Source organism: Flammeovirga pectinis (assembly GCF_003970675.1).
Lineage (GTDB): Bacteria > Bacteroidota > Bacteroidia > Cytophagales > Flammeovirgaceae > Flammeovirga > Flammeovirga pectinis.
This window is the reverse complement of record NZ_CP034563.1, coordinates 1,359,617-1,383,317: the sequence shown is the minus strand read 5'-3', so window position 1 is coordinate 1,383,317 and position 23,701 is coordinate 1,359,617. Positions and strand designations below refer to the sequence as shown.

General features: G+C 33.2%; 15 protein-coding genes. 14 read left to right on the top strand and 1 reads right to left on the bottom strand.

Annotated features, from left to right (window positions below; genetic code table 11):
• Positions 1-28: 28 nt before the first annotated feature.
• From EI427_RS25465 to EI427_RS25440, 6 genes are all read left to right on the top strand, one after another.
• Entirely contained in the window at positions 29-1,369 is a 1,341-nt protein-coding gene (locus EI427_RS25465; protein WP_126620398.1) for a fasciclin domain-containing protein, read from the top strand.
• 285 nt (positions 1,370-1,654) lie between these two features.
• Positions 1,655-2,524: a transposase family protein gene (locus tag EI427_RS25460; protein WP_126610724.1), complete on the top strand. Its 870-nt coding sequence runs from the start codon at positions 1,655-1,657 to the stop codon at positions 2,522-2,524.
• Between the two features lie 65 nt (positions 2,525-2,589).
• Positions 2,590-3,249 (top strand): hypothetical protein, encoded by a 660-nt coding sequence (locus EI427_RS25455; protein WP_126620396.1) that lies wholly within the window; start codon positions 2,590-2,592, stop codon positions 3,247-3,249.
• Between the two features lie 250 nt (positions 3,250-3,499).
• Entirely contained in the window at positions 3,500-4,246 is a 747-nt protein-coding gene (locus EI427_RS25450; protein ID WP_126620394.1) for an iron-sulfur cluster biosynthesis family protein, read from the top strand.
• A gap of 717 nt (positions 4,247-4,963) precedes the next feature.
• Positions 4,964-5,143, top strand: a complete 180-nt coding sequence (locus EI427_RS25445) for a hypothetical protein (RefSeq protein ID WP_126620392.1) — start codon at positions 4,964-4,966, stop codon at positions 5,141-5,143.
• Positions 5,144-5,165: 22 nt separating this feature from the next.
• Complete coding sequence (locus EI427_RS25440) at positions 5,166-7,700, top strand: carbohydrate-binding protein (RefSeq protein ID WP_126620390.1); 2,535 nt, start codon at positions 5,166-5,168, stop codon at positions 7,698-7,700.
• 129 nt (positions 7,701-7,829) lie between these two features.
• Here the strand turns inward: EI427_RS25440 and EI427_RS25435 are convergent, their stop codons facing one another.
• A complete protein-coding gene (locus tag EI427_RS25435; RefSeq protein ID WP_126620388.1) occupies positions 7,830-9,506 on the bottom strand; it encodes a tetratricopeptide repeat protein in 1,677 nt (558 codons plus the stop codon).
• Between the two features lie 282 nt (positions 9,507-9,788).
• Between EI427_RS25435 and EI427_RS25430 the strand changes: the two genes are divergently transcribed.
• The 8 genes from EI427_RS25430 (at position 9,789) to EI427_RS25395 (ending at position 23,641) form a co-directional block, all read left to right on the top strand.
• Complete coding sequence (locus tag EI427_RS25430; protein ID WP_126620386.1) at positions 9,789-12,878, top strand: SusC/RagA family TonB-linked outer membrane protein; 3,090 nt, start codon at positions 9,789-9,791, stop codon at positions 12,876-12,878.
• A gap of 21 nt (positions 12,879-12,899) precedes the next feature.
• A complete protein-coding gene (locus tag EI427_RS25425) occupies positions 12,900-14,618 on the top strand; it encodes a RagB/SusD family nutrient uptake outer membrane protein (RefSeq protein WP_126620384.1) in 1,719 nt (572 codons plus the stop codon).
• 31 nt (positions 14,619-14,649) lie between these two features.
• Positions 14,650-16,242, top strand: coding sequence for a hypothetical protein (locus EI427_RS25420; RefSeq protein ID WP_126620382.1), 1,593 nt, complete (start codon positions 14,650-14,652; stop codon positions 16,240-16,242).
• Between the two features lie 130 nt (positions 16,243-16,372).
• Positions 16,373-18,961 (top strand): sugar-binding domain-containing protein, encoded by a 2,589-nt coding sequence (locus EI427_RS25415; RefSeq protein ID WP_126620380.1) that lies wholly within the window; start codon positions 16,373-16,375, stop codon positions 18,959-18,961.
• Between the two features lie 13 nt (positions 18,962-18,974).
• Positions 18,975-19,997 (top strand): zinc-dependent alcohol dehydrogenase, encoded by a 1,023-nt coding sequence (locus tag EI427_RS25410; RefSeq protein ID WP_126620379.1) that lies wholly within the window; start codon positions 18,975-18,977, stop codon positions 19,995-19,997.
• A gap of 69 nt (positions 19,998-20,066) precedes the next feature.
• The gene (locus EI427_RS25405; RefSeq protein ID WP_205728007.1) at positions 20,067-20,831 is read left to right on the top strand and encodes an SDR family NAD(P)-dependent oxidoreductase; all 765 of its coding nucleotides are present in this window, start codon (positions 20,067-20,069) and stop codon (positions 20,829-20,831) included.
• A 182-nt stretch (positions 20,832-21,013) separates the two neighbouring features.
• On the top strand, positions 21,014-22,480 hold the full coding sequence (gene aldA / locus EI427_RS25400) for an aldehyde dehydrogenase (protein WP_126620375.1): 1,467 nt from the start codon (positions 21,014-21,016) through the stop codon (positions 22,478-22,480).
• Positions 22,481-22,528: 48 nt separating this feature from the next.
• Positions 22,529-23,641, top strand: a complete 1,113-nt coding sequence (locus tag EI427_RS25395; RefSeq protein ID WP_126620373.1) for a mandelate racemase/muconate lactonizing enzyme family protein — start codon at positions 22,529-22,531, stop codon at positions 23,639-23,641.
• Positions 23,642-23,701: the final 60 nt, after the last annotated feature.

The window sequence follows — 23,701 nt, the reverse complement described above, 5'->3', positions numbered from 1 at the left end:
GAAATTTATAACGTAAAAATATCGAACTATGAAAACGCTTAATCTATTTAAACTAGTAATGATCATTTCTCTTATGTTTACTTTCAGTGCATGTACTGAAGACAACGACGATGATCCAACGACACTACCAGAAGCAGAAGCAGACCCAACAATAGCAGGCATTGCATCTAGCACAGACGACTTTTCTACACTTACATCAGCATTAGATGCTGCTAACTTAGTAAGTGTATTTCAAGATCCAGCAGGAGAGTATACTGTTTTTGCACCAACAAACGCAGCTTTCCAAGGTTTGTTGGATGCAGAAAACGGTATTTCATCGTTTGATGATCTTTCAGCTCAAGGATTAGATAAATTATTAAAGCACCATGTTGTTGCAGGTAAAGTTTATGCTGCAGATTTATCAGATGGTCAAATGGTTGAAACATTGGCAGGAACAATGTTAGAAGTTAAAATCTCAAATGGAGTAGTAACCGTAGGAGGAGCTGAAGTAACAGCAGCAGATGTGATGGCAAGTAATGGTGTTATTCATGTAGTATCTAGTGTAATAGTACCAACTCAAGCATTAACGATTGCACAAATAGCAATTGGTAACGGAAGTTTTAATTCACTTGTAGGTGCATTAACTACTGCAGATTTAGTAACACCTTTTACATTACCAACAGCAGAATATACAGTTTTTGCACCAACAGATGCAGCATTTGAAGCTTTAGGAGATGCGGCTGCAAACTTAACTCAAGAGCAACTTCAAAGAGTTTTATTACACCATGTAGTTTCTACAGAAGCATTTTCATCTGGTTTAACAGATGGCCAAATGATAGAAACATTAGCGGGTACTAAATTAGAGGTATCTATAGCGGATGGTGTAGTAATGATAGGTGGAGCAACTGTAGCAATTGCAGATGTGGATGCATTAAACGGTGTAATCCATGCAATTGATAAAGTATTATTACCAAGTACAATTGCCGACCAAGCTACAACAACTGGTTTAACAAGCTTGTTAGCAGCATTAGAAAGAGCAGATTTAACATCTACATTTGCAACTGATGGTGATACAAAATTTACAGTATTTGCACCAACAAATGATGCATTTGCAACATTGTTGACAACATTAAATACAGATTTAGCATCATTAGACTTGGCTACTTTAGGAGCGGTATTAAACTTACACGTAATTCCTTCAGTAATCATGTACGAAGATATCCCAGTAGGAACAACTACAGTCACAACTTTAGGTGGAGGAACTGTAGATGTTGTGAAAACACAAGATGGAAGTGTAACAGTAGCAGGTGCTATGGTTGTTGCTGCAGATGTACCTGCAAGTAATGGCGTTGTACATGTAATCGATACTGTAATTACACCTACGAACTAAGGAATCATTATTAGTTATACAAATGAATAGATAAAGTCCATTTCCCTTGGGAATGGACTTTCTTACGTTTGCAAATATTAATTATTTATCTACTAATATTTTTAATAACATTGCACTTATAAATACTAAAACAACTATACATTTTTATCAATTTATTAGATATACCACATTTAAATAAAAACCATTAGAGTTTATCACGGTTAATTTCTTATAAAAAGAAAAAATGGCTTAAAGTTTTAGTTTTGTAGTTCCTACACAAACAAAACTATTATAACCTTAGCCATTTTGGATAAAATTAATTCATTAACCTCATTAACTCAAACGGAATTTGATTTTTTATTGAAAGAGTTTTCATATCAAGTTGAAATGAAAATTTCTAACTACACATTAAAAGGAAAGAAAAGAGCTTATCCAAAGTTTAAAGAATCTCGTCTTTCAAGTCTTTATGGTAGTTCCAAAAAATTAGAATTCATTCTAATCTATCTAAAAGAACATCCTAGACAGGTGTTTTTTGGTTCCTACTTTAAAATAAGTCAAGCCAAAGTAAGTGAATGGGTTAACTTTCTATTACCAATTCTGATTGAAAGTTTACGTAAATGCTTTTTATTACCCGATTCAAATGAGCCATTTATAATACCTTCAAATTTAAATTCAATACTTTGTGATGTTACTGAAAGGCAAATCAATAGAAGTATAGATTATGATGTTCAAAAGGAGTTTTATAGTGGAAAGAAGAAGGCTCACACTGTTAAAAACCTTGCTTTCACAGATGAAAGTGGTTTCATTCATTTTATCAGTAACACTTATGAAGGAAGTGCCCATGATAAAAGTATATGGGATGATATTATCGTGAAAGAATCCTCTATAAATATACTTGTAGACTTAGGCTTTTTAGGTGCAGATAAAGAACACGAAAATGTAATTCTCCCCTATAAAACATCTAAAAAAGTGAAACTATCACCTCTTCAAAAACAGATTAATAAAGGAATATCCAGTTTAAGAATTAGAGTGGAACATGCTTTTTCAGGTGTGAAACGTCTTAAAGTTTTAAGTCAAAAAATAAACCTTAGGTCTTCCGAAATACATGATTACCTGATAAAAATAGGTGTTGGATTACATAACTTAAGGATTAGATTCAGAACTTTAATAAATTAACCGTGATAAAGTCTATTAGTTTAAATCAATTACTTACACTCTCTGTATAAACAATTACTATAACCATGAATTTTATTAAATCAGAACTTCTGTTAGTTCTTGTTCTTTTCTGTGTACTCAATGGATGTGCAACAAAAGAAGAAGAAGAACAGTTTAACACTATTCCTTCATTATCGATCCAAGAAATGGATTTCTTAAGAGGAATTTCAGTCATCAAAATTAATCCATCAGGAAGTTGGAGAAATAATCTTAGAATTAAAGCAATAGAGCTTTTTAATGGAGCTGAAAGTTTAGGAAAACAATCAAAAAACATCTCTGGTAGTTATTCAATTCCTTTTGATTCTAAGATATTAGGGGGTATTAATCAATTAACAGCAGTGGCTATTTTAGAAGGCGTATCGTCTTTTAAAGAGAACTCTATTACAATTGATTTTGACGTTGAAGTCGATAACTATATCCCTAATATTTTTATTGAAAATGATTATATAGAAAGTAAAAATCGTTCTAATAAATTTTCACTTGGAAATGAATCGTCTGGAAACTATTTAGAAACGTTTATTTCAAATTATAATATTAATTTTGTATTACTTAATGAGTATGGTGATGTTATTTCAGAAGTTAGTCCTTCGAAATCTTTTGTAGGTACTCCCAAAGGATTATTGATACCCGAAAAAAGTACTGGTCGAAATTTTTTTTTTAAGTACTTTAACGCATTATTTAATTAAAACTAAAAGAGTTTTTAATGGGGAAACGATAACAACTAATGAAGTTATTGAGAATATAGATTCAAAAGAAATTGTTTCTAATGCTGTAGTAGGAATTAATTATGAAATCAAAAAGCGAAAAACAGACTTAAATGATTTAATAACAGTTACTGTTGGGTATCCTTTAGAACTTGATAAGGAAGTCGAAAACAATATTAATAGTATAGGAGATTTCACAAAAGAAGAAAAATATAATCATGTATACTACACAATGAAAGTAAAAAAGAGGTCTGCTAAGGATAAATGGTTAAATCATTTTTACTCTAAAAATGAAGATGGTTCTTATGCTTTTATTGTTACAAGTTTGATAAATAATCAGGATACCTTAGTGATAAAAAAATCTGATTATACAATGAATACATCTTCTCAAATTATAACTTTTAATAACTCAAGTTCACTATCTGAAGAATATTCATATTATGGTCAAATTAGTTCAGAATCAGATACTTTTAATATAAGCAATATTGTGTCTTCATTTAATAAAAAGAATATGATTCTTTCAGGTCTTAAAGTTTTAAATGCATCATATATTAAATCAATAATTACGAAGACATGCACGTCTAATGATTTTGTATCGAAGATTCGATATAATGGTGGTAAGTTACCTATAGATATATCTAAAGAAGCTTATTTAGACAATGTGAATACTATAGACTATAATTCAACTAAAGTTTCTTTAAAGCTAAATATTGATAAAGAGAATTTAAATACTCAGATAACCATTAATTTTGAAAAGAAAGAAGAAGGAGATGTTGTACATAAATTATCTCATAGAATAGAATATCAAAATAATGCTCTTTCAGATTTTAATTATAGAGCAGCATTAGAAAATACATCACTAAATAAACTGTATTCTGACGATATAAAATCACGTCAAGTAACTGGAATAACTACAGTAACAGAAGCGTTAGAGTCAGATCCAAATTATATATATTATGACTATTATTTAAAACTATAACTTGATAATTGATAGTGTAGTATATTTAGTATCAATAATGGAGAGCCTCTTATTTAAGCTATTAAATAAGGGGCTTTTCTTTTCAAATTTATATTTCTGATTTAGCAATTTTTCAAAAAAGATTACATGTTTTTTATAACGCAATATCTTTTTTTTGCTAAAAAGTTGATTTATTTGATGGTTTATAATTGCCCCCTCTTTTTTTACCTGTTAAGGACTATCTGTACAGTTTCAGTCTAGAAAAATAGCTCTTTATACTAATGTATGATCAGTTTTTGTTCATTTCAAAAAAAAATAATTCAGTTTTTATCTAGTCAGTTTTATTGATAATCGGGAGAGGAACACTCAAATTAGTTGACGTAAATAATACACTTGTGGTATTGTCATTTTTTTAGTGAACGCGAACCCAATATCACAAGTGTTGTTTACAATCTTATGGCTCAATAAAGTACTCGTTAAACAAATTACCGTGTTGAGTCTTGAGTACTAAATAAATATTTCACTTCAAACTAATATTGTTCTATGATTAAATAAATTAACTCACTTCAACTTGAGAAAACTATTTCTCTATTCTCATTCCCCTATAAGATCAAATAGAAAAGGGTTGAAAGCTATGAATAATTGAAAGACAGGCAAGTCTTTTATGCTCTTGTAATAAATACATCAATCTTTTAAATCAGATCTCAAGAGCAAACTATTATTATTTAAATAAATGAAATGAATTATTATCTACACAATAGTAGAGTACTGCTCTTACTATTTATGCTCTTTTTTTCGTACACCGCTTTTTCACAAGAAATAAATGTTGATGTAAACTTAAACATCATCCATTCTGTAGAAGGTGTTTCAGATTTTGGTCGTGAACGTCATAAGATTGTTCATTTTGCTTATTTATAACTACTAAATTTTTAAAATAGATATGAAAAAACTACTTTTTACAACTTCGTTATTATTAGTTTCTTTCTTTCAAATTTTTGCACAAGATTGGAATGGAATTGAAATTCCAGCAAATGCAGGAAATGGTAAAGAATGGGAATTACAAGAAAATGTCTCAGATGATTTTAACTATAATTTCAACTCATCTTCTTGGTCTAACTTTGGAGAAGGCAATAAATGGTACAACTTTTACCATAATAGTTGGGATGGCCCAGGATATACGTATTGGAAAAATGAAAACGTAACCGTTGATGGAAGCAATTTAGTGATTAACGTAGGCTATACTTCAGAAAATGGAAAAGGGGGTAACTATGGTGTTGCTTCAGGATGTGTAACATCTAACAATAAAGTTCTTTTTCCTGTATATGTTGAGTCGTCTATTAGTGTAGCAAATATCTCCTTAGCGTCATGTTTTTGGTTATTAAGCCCAGATGATACAGAAGAGATTGATATAATTGAGAATTATGGCGGAGTGAATGGTTATAAGCATTTAACTCATATCAGTCATCATTCATTTATCCGTAGCCCATTTACAGATTACCAACCAAGAGATACAAATTCTTGGTACCCTGATAGTAGAGTAAATACAAATTATGGTTGGGGAGATTGGTGTTATAACAATGGTAATCGACGTTATATGCGTATGGGTGTAAACTGGATTAGTCCAAAACATTTTGAATATTTTATTGATGGAGAATTAGTTAGGGTGATGTATTATAATGCAATTGCCACAAATTACAATGGAACATGGAAATACACATATTTTAATTCTAAGAATTGGGATGTGAATGGTTATAAACTTCCAACAAACAATGCCTCTGGCTATACAGATGTTACAACGTATGCTACAAGCAGTACTTATAATTTTGATAAATTGAAAGAAGCATCTAATGCATCGAATGGATTTAATGTGATTGACCCAGCTTGGTTTCAAGGTGGAGATGATAGTGATACAGATGGCAATGGTGTAACACAAGAAGCAAGAGGATTTACTAAAGAATTGGATATCATTATTAATATGGAATCTCAAACTTGGTTAGCAAGTTCTACTCCTTCTCAAAGTGATTTAGAAAACCCTGCAAAGAACCAGATGAAAGTAGATTGGGTACGTGTTTATAAACCTGTTAGTTCAAACCCTGGAGCTGATGTAGCTGTTCAGAGTGTAACATTAAATCCGGCAAATGCGTCTCTAGAAAATGGAGAAACAAGCAACTTAACAGGGCGTGTTTTACCTTCTAATGCCACAGACCAAACTATAACTTTCACTTCTAATAATACAAATGTTGTTTCTGTTAATCAATCTGGTTTACTTACTGCAAATAGTGTAGGTACTGCAGTAATTACTGCAACATCTACAGATGGTGGTTTTACGGCAACCTCTAACATTACAGTAGAAGCTAGTGGTTCTGGTGGACCAATTGTGAGTAATCTAGAAATTGAGGCCGAAAACTTTAATGCAACAGGAGGTACTTTTAATGATGGAGTTGTACCGTTTGGTGCAAATACTTCTTCTGTAGGTGTAAATTATATTAATGCAGGAGATTACATGGAGTATGAAGTTGCTATTACTGAAATGGGAGATTATTCTATTACATATCATATATCATCACCAAGTGATAATGCTAAAATTGCATGTTATGTAAATGGTAATTTAGTAGCAGATGATAATGTTCAAAACAATGGACAGTGGGATGCATATCAAGCATTGACTGCTTCTAATAATTTGTCGCTAACAACTGGTAATCATACAATAAAAATTGAAGCTTCAGGAAGTAATGATTGGCAATGGAATCTTGATAAAATGAATTTAGAAAAATTAGGTTCAGGAACGAATCCAGAAGAACCAACGCCTCCTTTAGCCGAAGATTTTGTAATTCAAGCTGAAGACTATAATGAAACTAGTGGTAGTTTTAACGATGGTTTTGTACCATTTGGTGTAAATGCATCTGCAAATGGAATTAATTATGTAAATGCGGAAGATTGGGCAGATTATACAGTCTATATACCAGAGGCAGGAACATTTAATGTAACTTATACTATTGCAACACCTAGTGATAATGCACAGATTGAAATTGTAGTAGACGGAGTTGGTTTTTCAAGAGACAATGTTCAAAATACAGGCGGATGGGAATCGTATACATCAGTTTTAGCGGCAAATAAAGTGACGTTGTCAGCAGGAGATCATACCATTAGAGTGTTTGCTTCAGGAAGTAACGATTGGCAATGGAATCTTGATAAAATTACATTTAACGCTGTTACTACTAATAGTAGAGTTTTATCTTTAGAAGACGAATTACAAGGAGTTGCCATGTATCCTAATCCTGTTAAAAATACCTTGAATTTTAGTGGTTTGTCATCAATAGCATCTATAAAAGTATATAATACAATAGGTATTAAGGTATTGTCTGAGAATGTAACTAACTCTTTAGATATAAGTTCTTTACAGAATGGTATATATATAGTAGAGGTGATACAAGATAATAGAAGAATGGTGAAAAAGATTATCATTAATAAGTAAATTTTCAAACATTTTAATGATTAAAAGGCTATGTGGTTAATCACCATAATTAATTGAGAAGTACAATGCTTCTCAGGTAGTCAATTAAAAAAACACCCATTATACCAAAATAATGGGTGTTTTTGTATACTATCCAATCTGAGAAATAAATTCTTCAAGGTTGTCTTGTCGTTCTAATCCTAATTTTTTCCTTAACCTGTATCTTGTTGTATGAACAGATTCTGTAGAGATACCCAATAATTTAGACATTCCCTTACTGTCAAAATTAAGTTTGATAAGTGCACATATTTTCTGATCCCCTTGTGTAAGTTTAGGGAAACGAGCATTTAATTCTTCATAAAAATGGCCATTCACCTCAATAAATCGTGCTTCAAATTCTTTCCAGTTATTATTAGTATTAAGGTTAATCTTTTTAGCAATTTTATTGATTTGATTCGCATCAGGTTCTTTTTTCTGCTGTGCTAAATCGTTTTTAATTTCAGCTAGTGTTTCCTCATGCTGTATAATTTGCAGAACAGAAGCAGTTAATTCTTTATTTTTGATGTCAAGAACTTCTTTTACTTTTTGCTCTTCCATTTTTTGTTTTTCAATAAAAAGAATCTGTTTTGCCTTGTATTTATTTCTAAGTGTTCTATAAACAAAGAAAACTACAGAAATTAGACCTATAATAGTAACATAGAAAATAATGTTTTTTAGATAGTTAATTCTACTCTCTTGTGTTAAACGTTCTAACTCTTGCTCTCGTAGTAATTCCTCCTCTTGTTCTTGCTTTTTACGGAATTCATCTTTGATTTCTAGAAACCGTCTATTTCTAGTATTTCTACTACCATATTGGTTTTCGTTAAAATCTTTAGAAATTTTCAACATTTTATAAGCTTCCTTTGTTTTGTTTAATTTTAAAAGCACAGTAGAAAGTTCTTCATATATAATTGGGAATAAATCTGAGTGTGTATGATGAATCAAACCAGTATTGATCGCACTTCTATAATACTTTTCACTTGTTTTGAGTTTACCCATTCTGTTGTAAATATTACCAAGAAAATAATGGTAGATAACGAGATAGCTATGGTTAAATTCACTAAAATAGGGTTCTAGTGGTAGTAAAATTTTCAAAGCTTTTTCATATTCTTCGTCTTCATAAAAGTTATACCCAAACTCTGCATTAATAAATGCATTATTTTTTTGTAAACCAGGGTTTTCTTTTTTCACTAGCAAGCAACTATCTAAGTAAAGCCTTGCCTCGTTTGTATTTTTACTTTTTCTTTTAAGAGTTGCAACAGCATAATAGTTGTCAACTAACAATAACTGATTTATAGATTTATTATTTTTGAGTATTGTAATAGCTTTATTAAAATAGTCTAATGATAGCGTATTCCTTTCATAGAAACTATATAGCCACCCAAGGCCATTATATACAATGGCTTTAGATTCAATATCTTCTATTTTATCAGCAATAGTGAGTGCTTCCCAATAACTATCATAGGCATAGCCAAATTTACCATTATGAGCATATAAATTAGCCAACCCTGCCATAGTTTTTCCCATTTGTAAACTGTCTTTTTCTTTTCCAGCTATATCAAAAGACTGATAATATAGCTCGATTGCGGAGTCAGGCATCGAGAACTTTAAACTTTCGGCTTGATTATAGTATATGTGTGTATTATTTACACTAGATTTTTGCTGTACAGTATAATTTTTTTCTGAATTTTCTGTTTTAATTGAAGATTTATTGTCTTTTTCTGTAGAGAAACAAGTTTTTGTCGGTAGTAAAAAGACTAAAAAGTAGAGTAATATTTGTCTAGTCATAATTAAGTAAAATATTGTTTTTATAAAAATTAAAAAACTTAATATCAATAAGTTATAAAAATCTTGTCTAGTACTGACAAGGTAAATTAATAGATATTATTAGCTGTGTTGAGTTTTGATCTAGTCAAATATATGATTTTTAAATTTCATTCACACATATTTGTTAAGGGTTTCGCGAACACTTAATTGTAACGGTTGTAAGACGCTTACTTTTTAAAGCAACTATTTCATTTGATTGAAAAGCTCTTACTACTCTTTTATCTAAATTAACTAAATACAAGTATGAATAAAGCTTATGTATTTTTTAAAATTATTCTGATTTTAACGTTGTTTTCTATCATATCATTTGATGGATACGCACAGAATGTTTTAAAAGGCCAAGTTGTAGATGCTTCGACAGGAGAGCCACTACCAGGTGTGAATATCTTTATAGAAAAAACAACAAAAGGAACTATTACAAACTTTGATGGTGAATTCTCATTGGTTGTTGAGCCAGGAGAATCTATCGTTGCTTCATTTATTGGATATGTGCAACAAGTACTACCAGTAACTTCGGAGACAATTATTTCAATTAGCCTTGAGATGGACACGGAAGCACTAGAAGAAGTGGTTGTGATAGGTTATGGTACACAGAAAAAGAAAGAAATAACAGGTGCTGTTGGTGTCATAAAATCAGACGCTATATTAAAAGTGCCTACTTCAGATCTTGGAGAATCGCTTCAAGGTCAAATTGCTGGGGTAGATGTTCAAGCAAGTTCAGGTAGACCTGGTTCTGAATCGAATATTCAGATTCGTGGTGTTGTTTCAGCAACATCAGCAGGTGCACCTTTATACATTGTAGATGGAATACCATTTCAGGGTAATCCAAACATTGCACCAGAGCAAATTGAAAGTATAGATGTATTAAAAGATGGAGCATCTGCATCTATCTACGGTACAAGGGCTGCAGGTGGTGTTATCTTAATTACTACTAAAAGAGGTAAAGAAGGGTCTTTAAACGTAGATTTTTCTGGATACGCAGGTGTTCAAAACATTACTTCGGGTACTCCATTAATGAATACCACAGAGCAGTTATATGTAGAGAAAACAAGGTTAAATGCAGTTGGACAAGAGCCAATAACATTCTTATTTAATCCTAATGCCTTATATAATAACAGTGATTTTGTTGGTGATGTTCAAAAGAATAACGCTGCTATTCAAAGTTATAACTTAGGAATTTCTGGAGGTACTAAAGAGTTGAAATTTAATGTTTCTACAAACTACTTTAACCAAGATGGGGTAATGATTAATTCTGGCTTCGAGAGATTTACAACTCGTGTAAACGGAGAGTTTAAGAAGAATAAATTTAGAGCATTTGCTTCTTTAGGTATTACAGACGAGACTACACAGCAAGAACCTTGGGCATTGTATGAACTTGCAATTGTGCAGAGACCTTGGGATCCAGCTTTATCAGATGCACAAAGTGTTGGTGATAATGGAATCTTTGTTGCATCTCAAAATGCACAGCAATATGGGTACTTAGCTAGACAATTAAACAACACAGATCAACGTGATGTACTGTCAACTAACATGGCACTAACGCTAGAGTATGAATTCGTTAAAGGTTTAAAATATCAAGTAAATCTTGGTAGAAATACTTGGGAATATGAGCGTAACTTTTTTAGACCTCAGTTCTTAGTGTATAATGAGAACGGTTTAGTGCCTGCTGGCTCTAACGTAGACGCTATGTTAAACGAGGATTACTTGTCTAACTCTGGTGTTACTTTAGAAAATATCTTAAAGTATGATCATTCTTTTGGTAAACATACTATTGGTTTAACAGCTGTATATTCTTGGGAAGAGTACAACTATAAACAAATGGGTGTTGGTGTAGTTGGTTTATTAAGTAACAGTACTCCAGTGTTAGGCGCAGGTACAACATCTACAAAACCATACGGTTCTAAAAATACGCAATCATTAGTTGGTAAAATGTTTAGAGCACAATACAACTATGATAACAAGTATTTAGCATCTTTCAGTGTAAGAAATGATGGTTCTTCTAACTTCTCTGAAGCAAATAGATATGGTACTTTTTACGGTGGTTCTGTAGGTTGGAATATTTCTGAAGAAAACTTCTTTAAGAATAGTACCTCTTTAAGCTTTGTAAACAACTTAAAAGTTAGAGCAAGTTATGGTGAAGTAGGTAATCAAAACATAGATCCTTATATGTACATTCCGGTTATTGAATCTGGTGTAGATTATCCATACGGACCAGAAGGAAGTGAGGAACTTGGTGTAGGAGCAATCCAAAGACAATATTCAAACCAAGGTATTAAATGGGAAACAACAGTATCTAAAAACATTGGTCTTGATATTAGTATGTTCAACGACCGTTTACAATTCACTGCAGATGTGTATAGAAATGATAAGGAAGATATGTTACTAAACCAACGTTTAGCACCTTCTTCTGGTACTTGGGCAACAAGAGCTGTAAATTTTTACAATAATATTGTAGTGAATGCAGGTGATATGTATAACCAAGGTCTTGAATTATCATTATCATACAAGCAAGCTTACGAGAATGGGTTCCAATGGAGTGTTACAGGTACATTTGCCAAAAATCAAAATAAAGTTACAGACTTAAATGGTTTAGAAGGCTTTGCATTAAGTGGTGGTGTTCCAGTTACTTCAAGAGGTGAAAGAACAGATCCAACAACATTCTTAATTAAAGGGTACGAAGCAGGAGCATTCTTCTTGTTAGAGAATCAAGGTGTAATTAAAACTTCTGAACAACTTGAAGCTTATAAAGAATTGAACGGTAGTGCTTTGATTGGTGACATGATGTACAAAGATCAAAACGGTGATGGTGTAATTGATGATAACGATAGAGTATATTCGGGTTCAGGACAAGCAAAGTTCAACATGGGTATGGGTATTAATGCATCTTATAAAGGTTTTGATTTCTACATGCAATTGTACTACTCTCAAGGATCGAAAATTTACAACGGTTCTCAATTATATGCTTACGGTAACTCGCGCCATAAAGACCAACTTTATATGTGGACTCCTCAGAATGCAGATTCTAACATTCCAACAGCAAGAAATAACCAAGAGCACGAAAACACAAGAGCAAGATCAGATTACTTCTTAGAAGATGGTACTTATTTGAGAATCAGAAACATGACTTTAGGATATACTATTCCTAACAAGATTTTTAATGACAAGATAAATTCATTAAGATTCTATGTAACTGCTCAAAACCCTTTCACATTTACAAACTACAAAGGTTATGACCCAGAAGTTGGTGGTGATGGTCTTTACATGAGAGGTGTTGATGCTGGTAACTATCCAGTATCAAGAAGATTCTTAGGCGGTGTGAAATTAAACTTCTAGAAACTACAAAAGATTTTTTATATGAAAAAGATTAATAATTTAATATTAGGATTGATCTCTGCTGTGGTAATGATCGGCTGTAGCGAAGATAAATTCTTAACTCAAGAAAATCCTAACAGTATTACACCAGCAAGTTTCTGGAAATCTAACGAGGATTTTAATAAAGCTTTAAATACTGTTTATGGTGCTTTACAATTTAGTTCTTTAAGTGGAGCTAAAATAAGTTACGAAATGGTAAGAGCAGATATGGCAGGTACAGAAAACTGGTACCCTCAATATCCATTCTCAGAATTAACGGTGAATGATGCTTCAGAGCATGTTCAAAATAAATGGAACGAAGCATATGTGGGTATTTTCAGAGCTAATCAAGTAATTGTAAACTTAGCAAATGAAGATGCTAATTTAACTGCTGATGAGAAAACTGAAATTGAGGCTCAAGCTAAGTTTTTAAGAGCATTCTTCTACTTCGAACTTGTAAATTCTTACAATGGTGCAGTAGTGCATTTAGATATTGTTACTGATCCAGATCAGTTAAATAAAGACATTTCTGATAAAGCAACTGTTACAAGTGAAGTAATTATACCAGATTTAGAGTTTGCTAAAAAACACCTTCCTTTAGAGTGGGGTGGAAACGGAAACATTGGTCGTGTAACATGGGGAGCAGCTACTTCTCTATTAGGTAAAGTGGCATTATATGACAAGGATTATACAAAAGCCGCTACTTATTTTAAAGAAGTAATTGATAGTAGAGTTTACAGTTTAGTAGCAAATATTGGTGATAATTTCTCTGATGAAAACGAATACAATGCTGAGTCAGTCTTTGAGGTAGCTTATTCTGATGTGTTGAAACCAGGTGCTTCGGGTGAAACAATTGATGATAACCCTTTTGAAACATCGGGTGAAGCAACAAATATGTGTACGCAAACTGCTCCATTAAGTGCAGGTGGGTATAATACCGTAATAGCATCTTACTATATGCATGAGCTTATGGTGTATGATGAAATGGATCCTACCAATACTATTAATGAAGGTTTTACTACATCTCAAAGAATGTATACTTCTATAGTACCAAGAGAATATGATGGATTGTATTTTGAAGAGTTGACAGGAGAGAAAACAGGTTGGGCATATGGTCAATCGGCTTACATTAAAAAGTTCTCTAACTGGTACAAAAAACAATACGAAGATGCTCAAGGTAGATCAGGAATTAATTGGAGACATATCCGTTATGCAGATGTACTATTAATGTATGCTGAAGCAGTGCTTGAAGGATCAAATGATTTTACTACAGCCATGACTTACATTGATATGGTTAGAGCAAGAGCAGGTGTGAAAACATTAGCTCTTTATATAGCAGAAAATGGAGGTACTTTTCCAGCACTTCACGAGAGTGTTCAAGTAACTGGTACTCCTCATGCTCAAGTAGTTCCTTCTGCAGAAACAGTAAGAACGCACTTAAGAATGGTAGAAAGACCTTTAGAATTATGTTTTGAAGGACATAGATGGAGAGATCTTATTAGATGGGGAATTACTGGCGAAGTACTTAAAAAGAATCGTCAAGATGAAGAATGGAGACTTAAAAACTTTGAATCTATTCAAAATCAACCACCTCTATTTATTGTAGAAAGAATTAGACCAGATTATGCAGTTTCTTCTGAAATTTATGATTCAGAAGTGCATGATTTCTATCCAATTCCTACAAGTGAGAAGCAAATTAACACTGGGTTAACTAGCAACTAATAAGTATTTTAAACTAGAAGAAGAAATCGAAATGAAAAGATTTAATCATATATTATTATTTTCTCTGGTAGCAATACTTTTTGGCTGTCAGACGGAATGGGAAGCTCCAGGAGCAGAACCAAGTCACCACGTTGTTTATTCTTCTGAAGGAGATTTTGACAACAGAGTAGAAATTGGTGGAAATATCTCTTTTGGTGATGTATCTAGAGGTGTAACTTCTAGAACATGGACTTTACCATCGGGGGCAACAATAGAAGGAACAGACAATGTAACAACATCAGATAAAGATGTAATTCATGTTGTGTTTAATTCAGTTGGTCAGTATGATGTGAAGTTAAGTCAAACTTTCTCAACAAGTGCTTTTGTAGATTCTACACAAGTAGGAACTCAATTAGACACAACATATACAGTTACCGTTTTAGACCCTGTAGAATTAACTTTAACTGCAAAGTATGTAAATACAGACGGTTCTTTAGGTGCAAATCTTGACTTTACTACAGAGAATGAATTAATGGCAGGAAATTCTGTTAGATTCTTCTATAGTTCTAAAGGTGAACCTGCTCGTTTAGAATATACTTTTGAAGGAGGTACACCAAGTGAAGTTATTTATGAACAGGCACTAATTACTGACGGAACTGCAGACGAAACAGACGTTTTATACAAGCGTTTAGGAACATATTCTGTTGCTGTAATAGCAGACAGATCAAGACCTTATGGTGCTGATACTTTGTCTTTTGATAATCTAATTAAAGTTGTTCCATCAGATCAGCCAGTTAGGTTAACTGATATCTACGAGAAAGGTGGATATATTGCACTCGACTTCTCAAGAGAAATGGATCCGGCTTCTATTAATTCAGATAACTTCTCTGTTAAGATGATGAATAACGAAACAGAATGGATACCAACTATTCAAACTGTTATGATTGACTCTGAAGAAGGAAACGTTGTATTGATTGCATTAGAAAATGAAACTTTATATAATGATGATTTAATTTATGTTTCTTACACACCAGGTACTTTACAGACAACAGACTTTGTAAAAGCAACAGCCTTTACTGATAATTTATTAGTATTTAAGCCGTCAACAAACATATTAGAAGCAGTATCTTTCGATCAAAGTTTCGAAGCTTCAACAGCTGCAAATTGGCCATATTTATGGTGGGGTGCTCCTTGGGATGGATATACTTTAGATGTAGTAGAAGAAGATGCTAGATCTGGTGCTAAAAGTGCAAAATTAGCGCTAAATCCAAGTCAAGGTGCAATCATAGGCCATAAAGATGGAAACAACGAACACATAACATTTAAAGCAGAAGCTGGGAAAAATTATGAAATCGGTGTTTGGGTAAAAGTAATTAGTGGTACAAGTACTATTGATGATGCTGCCGGAGAGGTTCCTAATATTGTCTTCTTCTTTGGTCCAGGTACTGATTGGGGAACAGGTAGGTTTAACTTTACTACAGAAACACCTGTAGGTAAGTGGGTGTATGCTCGTATAACATTCCAAAGTTTCCCAGATACAGGAGAATACCAGATGATGTTAAGAGGTAATAACCCTGCAAACACTTCTATTCTGAACTTCTACATGGATGATTTTACAATTTCTGAAGTGAATTTAAGACCATAATTAAAACCAAAATATATGGAGTACTTCGGTACACTGAAGTACTCCATTTAACTTCCTTGTTTTTTATTAATTCTATCATGTCAAATACTCAGGGGTAGAAAATAGGGAGGTTGATAACTCTAAATGACAAATGAAGAATGTAATTTATTTACTCACTCTGTTTGTTTTGAGTAGTGGATGTAACACCCAAAACTCAAATAAAACAGCTCGTGAACACGACTTTAATTTTAACTGGAAATTCCATTTAACAGACAATAATCATAGCAATTTTAGCAGTGAAGATGTAAGTGTGAAGGACTGGGAAAGTATCAAATTACCGCATGATTGGGTAATTGGTAATCATTACGATTCTGCTAATGCTGAATTTGCTCCTGCAACCGGATACATTTATGGTGGAGGAACAGGTTGGTACCGAAAAGAATTTGATATAGCATTAAACAATAATCAAAAGGCGTTTATCCATTTTGATGGCGTATATAATAATTCAGAAGTATATATCAACGGTAAAAAATTAGGCTTTCATCCTTATGGGTATTCTCCTTTTTACTACGACTTAACACCATATATCAATAAGAATTCAAAAAATACCATTGCAGTAAAAGTAGATCATACAAGGTTTGCAGATAGTAGATGGTATACAGGAGCAGGAATCTATAGAAACGTAAAATTAGTAGTTACAAATAAACTGTATGTTCCAATATGGGGTACATTTATTTCTACTCCAGAAATAGAAGATAACAATGCATTAGTAAATATTACTACTACAATTAAGAACGACTACAAAGGCAATAAATCTTTTGATTTGTTGACAGAATTATTCAATAAGAGTAATGAAAAAGTTGGTGAAGCAATAAAAGTAATTTCAATTAATGAGAACGAACAATTAGAAGTTGTTCAACAAATAAATGTAACTAATCCAATATTGTGGGGTGTAGAGAACCCGCATTTATATACAGCAGTTACAAAACTTATTATTGATAATGAACAAGTAGATGTATTGTCAAGCAATTTTGGTATACGAAATATAAAGTTTGATGCAGACTCAGGTTTTTTCTTAAACAATGAAAACATGAAAATTAAAGGTGTTTGTCTACATCATGATGCTGGCCTTGTAGGTACTGCAGTGCCAAAAGATGTTTGGAGACGCCGCTTGCAAACGTTGAAAGATGGTGGTTGTAATGCCATTAGAGTAGCGCACAACCCAGCTTCATCAGAATTTCTTGATTTATGTGACGAGTTAGGATTTCTAGTTCAAGACGAATTTTTTGACGAATGGGATTACCCAAAAGACAAGCGTTTTAACCAGAAAGAACAATCTCAGAATAAAGAAACGGAAGGCTATGCAAATTATTTCCAAAATTACGGAGAAGAAGATTTAAAGTCTGTAATGAAATCTCACCGTAACCATCCTTCAATTTTTCAGTGGAGTATCGGTAACGAGATAGAATGGACTTATCCAAGAGTTGCTAAGGCAACAGGATTTTTTGGGAACATGAATTGGAACGGCAATTATTTCTGGTCTAAACCACCTTATTCTACCACTAAAATTAAGGAGAAGTTAACTACTTTACCTCATCAAAAATATGATATTGGCATGACAGCTAAGCAGTTAGTAGATTGGACAAAAGAGATGGATAACTCTAGACCTGTTGTAGCAAATTGTATTTTACCATCTGCATCGCATGAAACATTATACGGAAAGTCATTAGATATTGTAGGCTACAGTTATAGAAGAGTGCTGTATGATTATGGACACGAAATGTATCCAAATAAAGTAATAATGGGTACTGAAAATTTAGCTCAATACCACGAATGGAAAGCTGTAATGGACAGACCATTTATTGCAGGAACATTCTTTTGGACAGGTATAGATTATTTGGGTGAAATTAGAGGACCTTGGCCTATTAAAGGTAATAATGCGGGTATGATAGATTTTGCAGGTTTTACAAAACCCTCTTATCATATGATTAAAACGTTATGGTCTGATGATCCTCATACGTACATAGCTACTCAAGAAATTGAAAAATCTATTAATAAAATAGACCCAAATTCTGGTTTACTAGTAGCAAAAAATCCGAATGCTTGGAAGCATGCATTATGGGAATGGCATGATGTTAATAATCATTGGAATTATGCTGAAAAACAAATGATTAGTGTAGAAATGTACTCTAATTGCGAATCAATAGAATTGTTCTTAAACGAGAAGAGTTTAGGCCAAAGAAACTTATCAGAATTTGAAGATCATATCTATAAATGGGCAGTTCCTTTCGAGAAAGGGAAACTAACAGCAGTAGGTGTGAAAAATGGTCAGATAATAGAAACTACTTTACATACAGCAGGTAAGGCAGCAGGAGTGAAATTATCTATAGATAAATCTACTATTGATAATGATGAGTACGAAGTAGCACATGTTGTAGCTCAATTAGTAGATGCAAAAGGTTTTCCAATCAAAAATCAAGAGAGGATAATCAATTTTGAAATTCCAGAGAACTTAAGAGTACTTGGGGTAGATAATGGAGCTATTAATAACGTGCAGACACATAATGCAAGAAAATTATTGACGTCAAATGGGCGAGCACTTATCATTCTTCAATCGAAAGAAGGTAAGGGTAAAGTCGAAGTAAAAGCTAAAGTAGAGGGTTTATTGGAAGATAAAATACTTCTCACAATTAAAGAAAAAGGCACAAAGACACAAGATGTCTATGCAGAGTTAAACTAAAACGAAATAAAAGATGAAAGCAGCATTCTATGAATCGAAAGGAAAATTTACTGTTGGTAAAGGGGAACAAATTAAACCTGAAGCTGGTGAAGTAAGATTAGACGTTGCGTACTGTGGAGTATGTGGTACAGATGTACACATTTTCCATGGTGTGATGGATCAGCGTGTTAGTCCTCCGCAAACTGTAGGGCATGAAGCTTCTGCAGTTGTTGCCGAAGTTGGAGAGGGTGTTACAAATGTAAAAGTAGGTGATAAAGTAGCTGTTAGACCTTTGCATTTTGGAGATGAACATCCATTTGATAAAGGATTTAAACATGTAGGTAAAAACCTAAAGTTTATTGGAATAGATTCTAGTGGAGCATTCCAAAATAGTTGGACTGTACCTTCTTACACACTGCATAAATTACCAGAACAAGTAAACTTAATGCATGGTGCTTTTATAGAGCCATTATCTGTTGCTTGTCATGATGTAAAAATTGGTAGAGTAAAAGCAGGTGAAAATTGCTTAGTAATTGGTGGTGGACCAATAGGTACATTAATTGGTTATGTGATAAAGGAAAAAGGTGCGAATGTAATCATTTCAGAAGTAAATGAAACAAGATTAAAAATGTTGGATGATTTAGGTTTTACAACAATTAATCCTGCTAAAGAAAATCTAACAGAGCGTATTTCTGACTTAACAGAAGAAGCGATGATCGACTGTGCATTTGAAGTTTCTGGTTCTGCACCTGGTGTACAAACTATGACCGAAGTAGTAAATGTAAGAGGTAGAATTGTGATGGTAGCCATACATGGAGGCGAACAAAAGAAAGTTGATTTATTTAAGTTTTTCTGGTCTGAAATAGAGTTACTTGGAGCTCGTTTATATGAGGAAGATGATTATGAAGAAGCAATTAAAATTGCAAGTTCTGGTAATGTTCCTTTCGAAGATCTGATTACTAAAGTAGATGATTTAGAGAATATACAATCTGTTTTTGATGAGATTGATAAAAATCCTGAAGGTATGAAATATCTTATTAAGTGTAACGATAATTAATTATTGTACGACTTAATAAAAAGCTAAGCAACAAACAATTCAAACAACTAAAAAATTATAGACATGGGTATTTTAGATAAATTTCAACTCAACTCAAAAGTAGCATTAGTAACAGGCTGTAAAAGAGGTATTGGTAAAGCTATGGCTATTGGCTTAGCAGAAGCTGGAGCTGATATAATTGGTGTATCTGCTACTCTAGAATTAGAGGGTAGTGATGTACAAAAAGAAGTAGAAAAAAGAGGACGTAAATTTAAGGCATATCAATGTGATTTTTCTGATAGAAAATCATTATATGACTTTATCTTGACAGTAAAAGGTAACCACCCACAGATAGATATATTAATTAATAATGCGGGTACAATTTTACGCGCTCCTGCAGCAGAACATCCAGACGAAATGTGGGATAAAGTAGTTGAGGTAAACCAAAATGCTCAGTTTATTTTAACGAGAGAGATTGGTAAAGAGATGGTAGCAAGAGGTAGTGGTAAAGTTATTTTCACAGCTTCTTTACTTACATTCCAAGGAGGGATAACTGTACCTGGTTATGCGGCTAGTAAAGGTGCAATTGGGCAATTAACAATGGCATTTGCTAACGAATGGGCAAGCAAAGGGGTAAATGTAAATGCTGTAGCTCCTGGTTACATCAGCACAGATAATACAGAAGCATTAAGAAATGATGCAGAACGTTCTACGTCAATTTTATCAAGAATTCCTGCAGGAAGATGGGGAGAAGCAGAAGATTTTGCAGGTCCGGTAGTATTCTTATCATCAGAAGCAGCGTCTTACATGCACGGTAGTATTATGCTTGTTGACGGTGGATGGATGGGTAGATAAGCCAATTCATCAGTGTGCATAGAAGTATACTTTATACTTTGATTTATGGATACTTAATAACGTAATGAATATATATTTTGAATGATCAAAAAGGGGGCTGAATCTAGATGATAATTTCTCTATAATAATCTTAATAATTATTCATACAGTCCTCTTTTTTCAAACACATTAAAATCATAAAAATGGAAGAACTAATTATAACACCCCAAGTAAAAGAATACGATTTATACATAAATGGAGAATGGGTTAAGGCATCTTCTGGAAAAACAGAAAATGTAATTAGTCCTATCGACGAAGATATTGTTGGTATAGTACAAATGGGTGATGAGCACGAAGCTAATTTAGCTTTGTCTGCAGCCGAAAAAGCACAAAAAAGTTGGAAAAAATTACCTTCTATTGAGCGTGCAAATATTATGCGAAAGTTTGCTGCTGAAATAAGAGCTAACAAGCCTTATTTATCAAAGTTGTTAACTAGAGAACAAGGGAAATTATTGTCTGTTGCAGAAATGGAAGTAGAAGTTACAGCAACTTTTATTGAGTATGCATGCGATTGGGCAAGACACATTGAGGGAGATATTATGCCTTCTCAAAATGCAAACGAACAAATATGGATCAATAAGATTCCACGTGGTGTGATAGTAGCGATAACAGCATGGAATTTCCCTCTTGCTTTAGCAGGTCGAAAAATTGGACCGGCTTTAGTAGCGGGGAACGCCATTGTTGTTAAGCCAACGCAAGAAACACCTCTTGCAACTTTAGAACTAGGCTACATTGCGGAAAAAGTAGGTATACCTGCTGGCCTTATTAATATTGTAACTGGTAAAGGTAGAGTGTTAGGGAATGCGTTAGTTGCATCGCCTATTACAAAGATGGTAACAATGACAGGTTCTACACCTGCGGGACAACAAATCTTTAAAACAGCCTCTGAACATCTTGCACATGTACAATTAGAATTGGGCGGAAAAGCACCTTCTATTGTATTTGCAGATGCAGATATTGATTTAGCAGTAGAAAGTACTTTTCATTCTAGATTTGATAATTGCGGTCAGGTATGTACATGTAATGAAAGAATGTACGTGCATGAAGATATTTACGAGGAATTTATGGAGCGTTTCATGGCCAAAGTGAAGGCAATAAAAGTAGGTAACCCTATGGAAGCTTCTACTACTATGGGACCAAAGGTAAATGCTTCTGAAATTAAGAATATGGAACACCTTGTTGCTAAAAGTAGAGAAGAAGGAGCTACAATTGCTTTTGGTGGAGGGAAACCTCAAGGATTAGGTTTTGAAAAAGGTTTTTGGTTTGAACCAACGGTAATTACAGATGTAACTCAAGACATGACTGTAGTACATGAAGAAGCATTTGGACCTATTCTTCCTGTCTTAAAATTTAAATCTTTTGACGAGGTAATTACTTATGCGAATGATTGTGAGTTTGGTTTAGCAGCAATGGTTTATACCAAAGACATCAATACAATTATGAAGTGTAATGATGAGTTAGAATTTGGGGAGATTTATGTAAATAGAGGGCATGGTGAACAACATCAAGGATTCCATAATGGCTACAAATTAAGTGGTACTGGTGGAGAAGATGGAAAATATGGGTTTGAGCAATACATGGAGAAGAAAACATTCTATGTAAAGTACTAATAACACTGTGATTACTTATTAATTTTTGTCGAAATAATTGGATTAACAATGAAAAAAACAACGATCAAACATATAGAAAATAGGTTATTTGAAGTACCTCTACCAGAAGTATTATCAGATGCTAAACATGGCGATCATACGCATTTTGAGTTGGTAACTACAACTATAACTTTAGCAAATGGTTATGAAGGTACCGGTTATACCTACACAGGTGGTAAAGGAGGTAAAGCCATAAAGGCAATGTTAGATCATGATTTTGCTCCTGCATTAATAGGGCAAGATGGTGAAGATATAGACCACCTTTATGATTTCATGGAATGGCACATTCATTATGTTGGTCGGGGTGGTGTTGCTTCTTTTGCTATTTCTGCAATTGATATTGCCTTATGGGATATCAAGTGTAAAATGGCAAACCTACCTTTATGGAAAATGGCAGGTGGAGAAGACAATACGTGCAAGGCGTATTGTGGAGGTATTGATTTAATGTTTCCGATAGAGAAGTTACTAGGCAATATGCAATCATATCTTGATCGTGGTTTTAATGCCGTTAAAATAAAAATTGGTAGAGAAAATTTACAAGAAGATATTGCACGTATTAAAGCAGTAAGAGAATACATTGGCGATGATATCACTTTTATGGTAGATGCCAACTATTCTATGTCATTAGAAAAAGCAATTAAAGCGGCAAATCTATTTAAGCAGTATAACATTACTTGGTTTGAAGAACCTATCATTCCAGATAATTATAAAGGTTATGCAGAAATAACTAAAGTAACTGGAGTTCCTGTAGCCATGGGCGAAAACTTGCACACAATACATGAGTTTGAATATGCTATGGAACAATCTCAACTTTCATTTGTTCAGCCAGATGCTTCTAATTGTGGTGGTGTTACAGGATGGTTAAAAGCAGCAAACCTAGCAAAGGAAAATAATATTCCAGTGTGTTCTCATGGTATGCAAGAGTTGCACGTAAGTTTAGTTTCTTCACAAGTAAATTCAGGTTGGTTAGAAGTACACAGTTTTCCAATAGATGAATATACAACACGCCCATTAGTGGTAGAAAATTTTAGAGCAGTTGCCCCTAATATAGCAGGGACAGGGGTTGTTTTTAATTGGGAAAAATTAGCTCCTTTCGAAGTAAAGAATAAAGAGTTAGTATAAATAATAGAGAGGAGTTAAAAGACTTTTTTAAAGCACTTTTCTAACTCCTCTTTCTTTAAA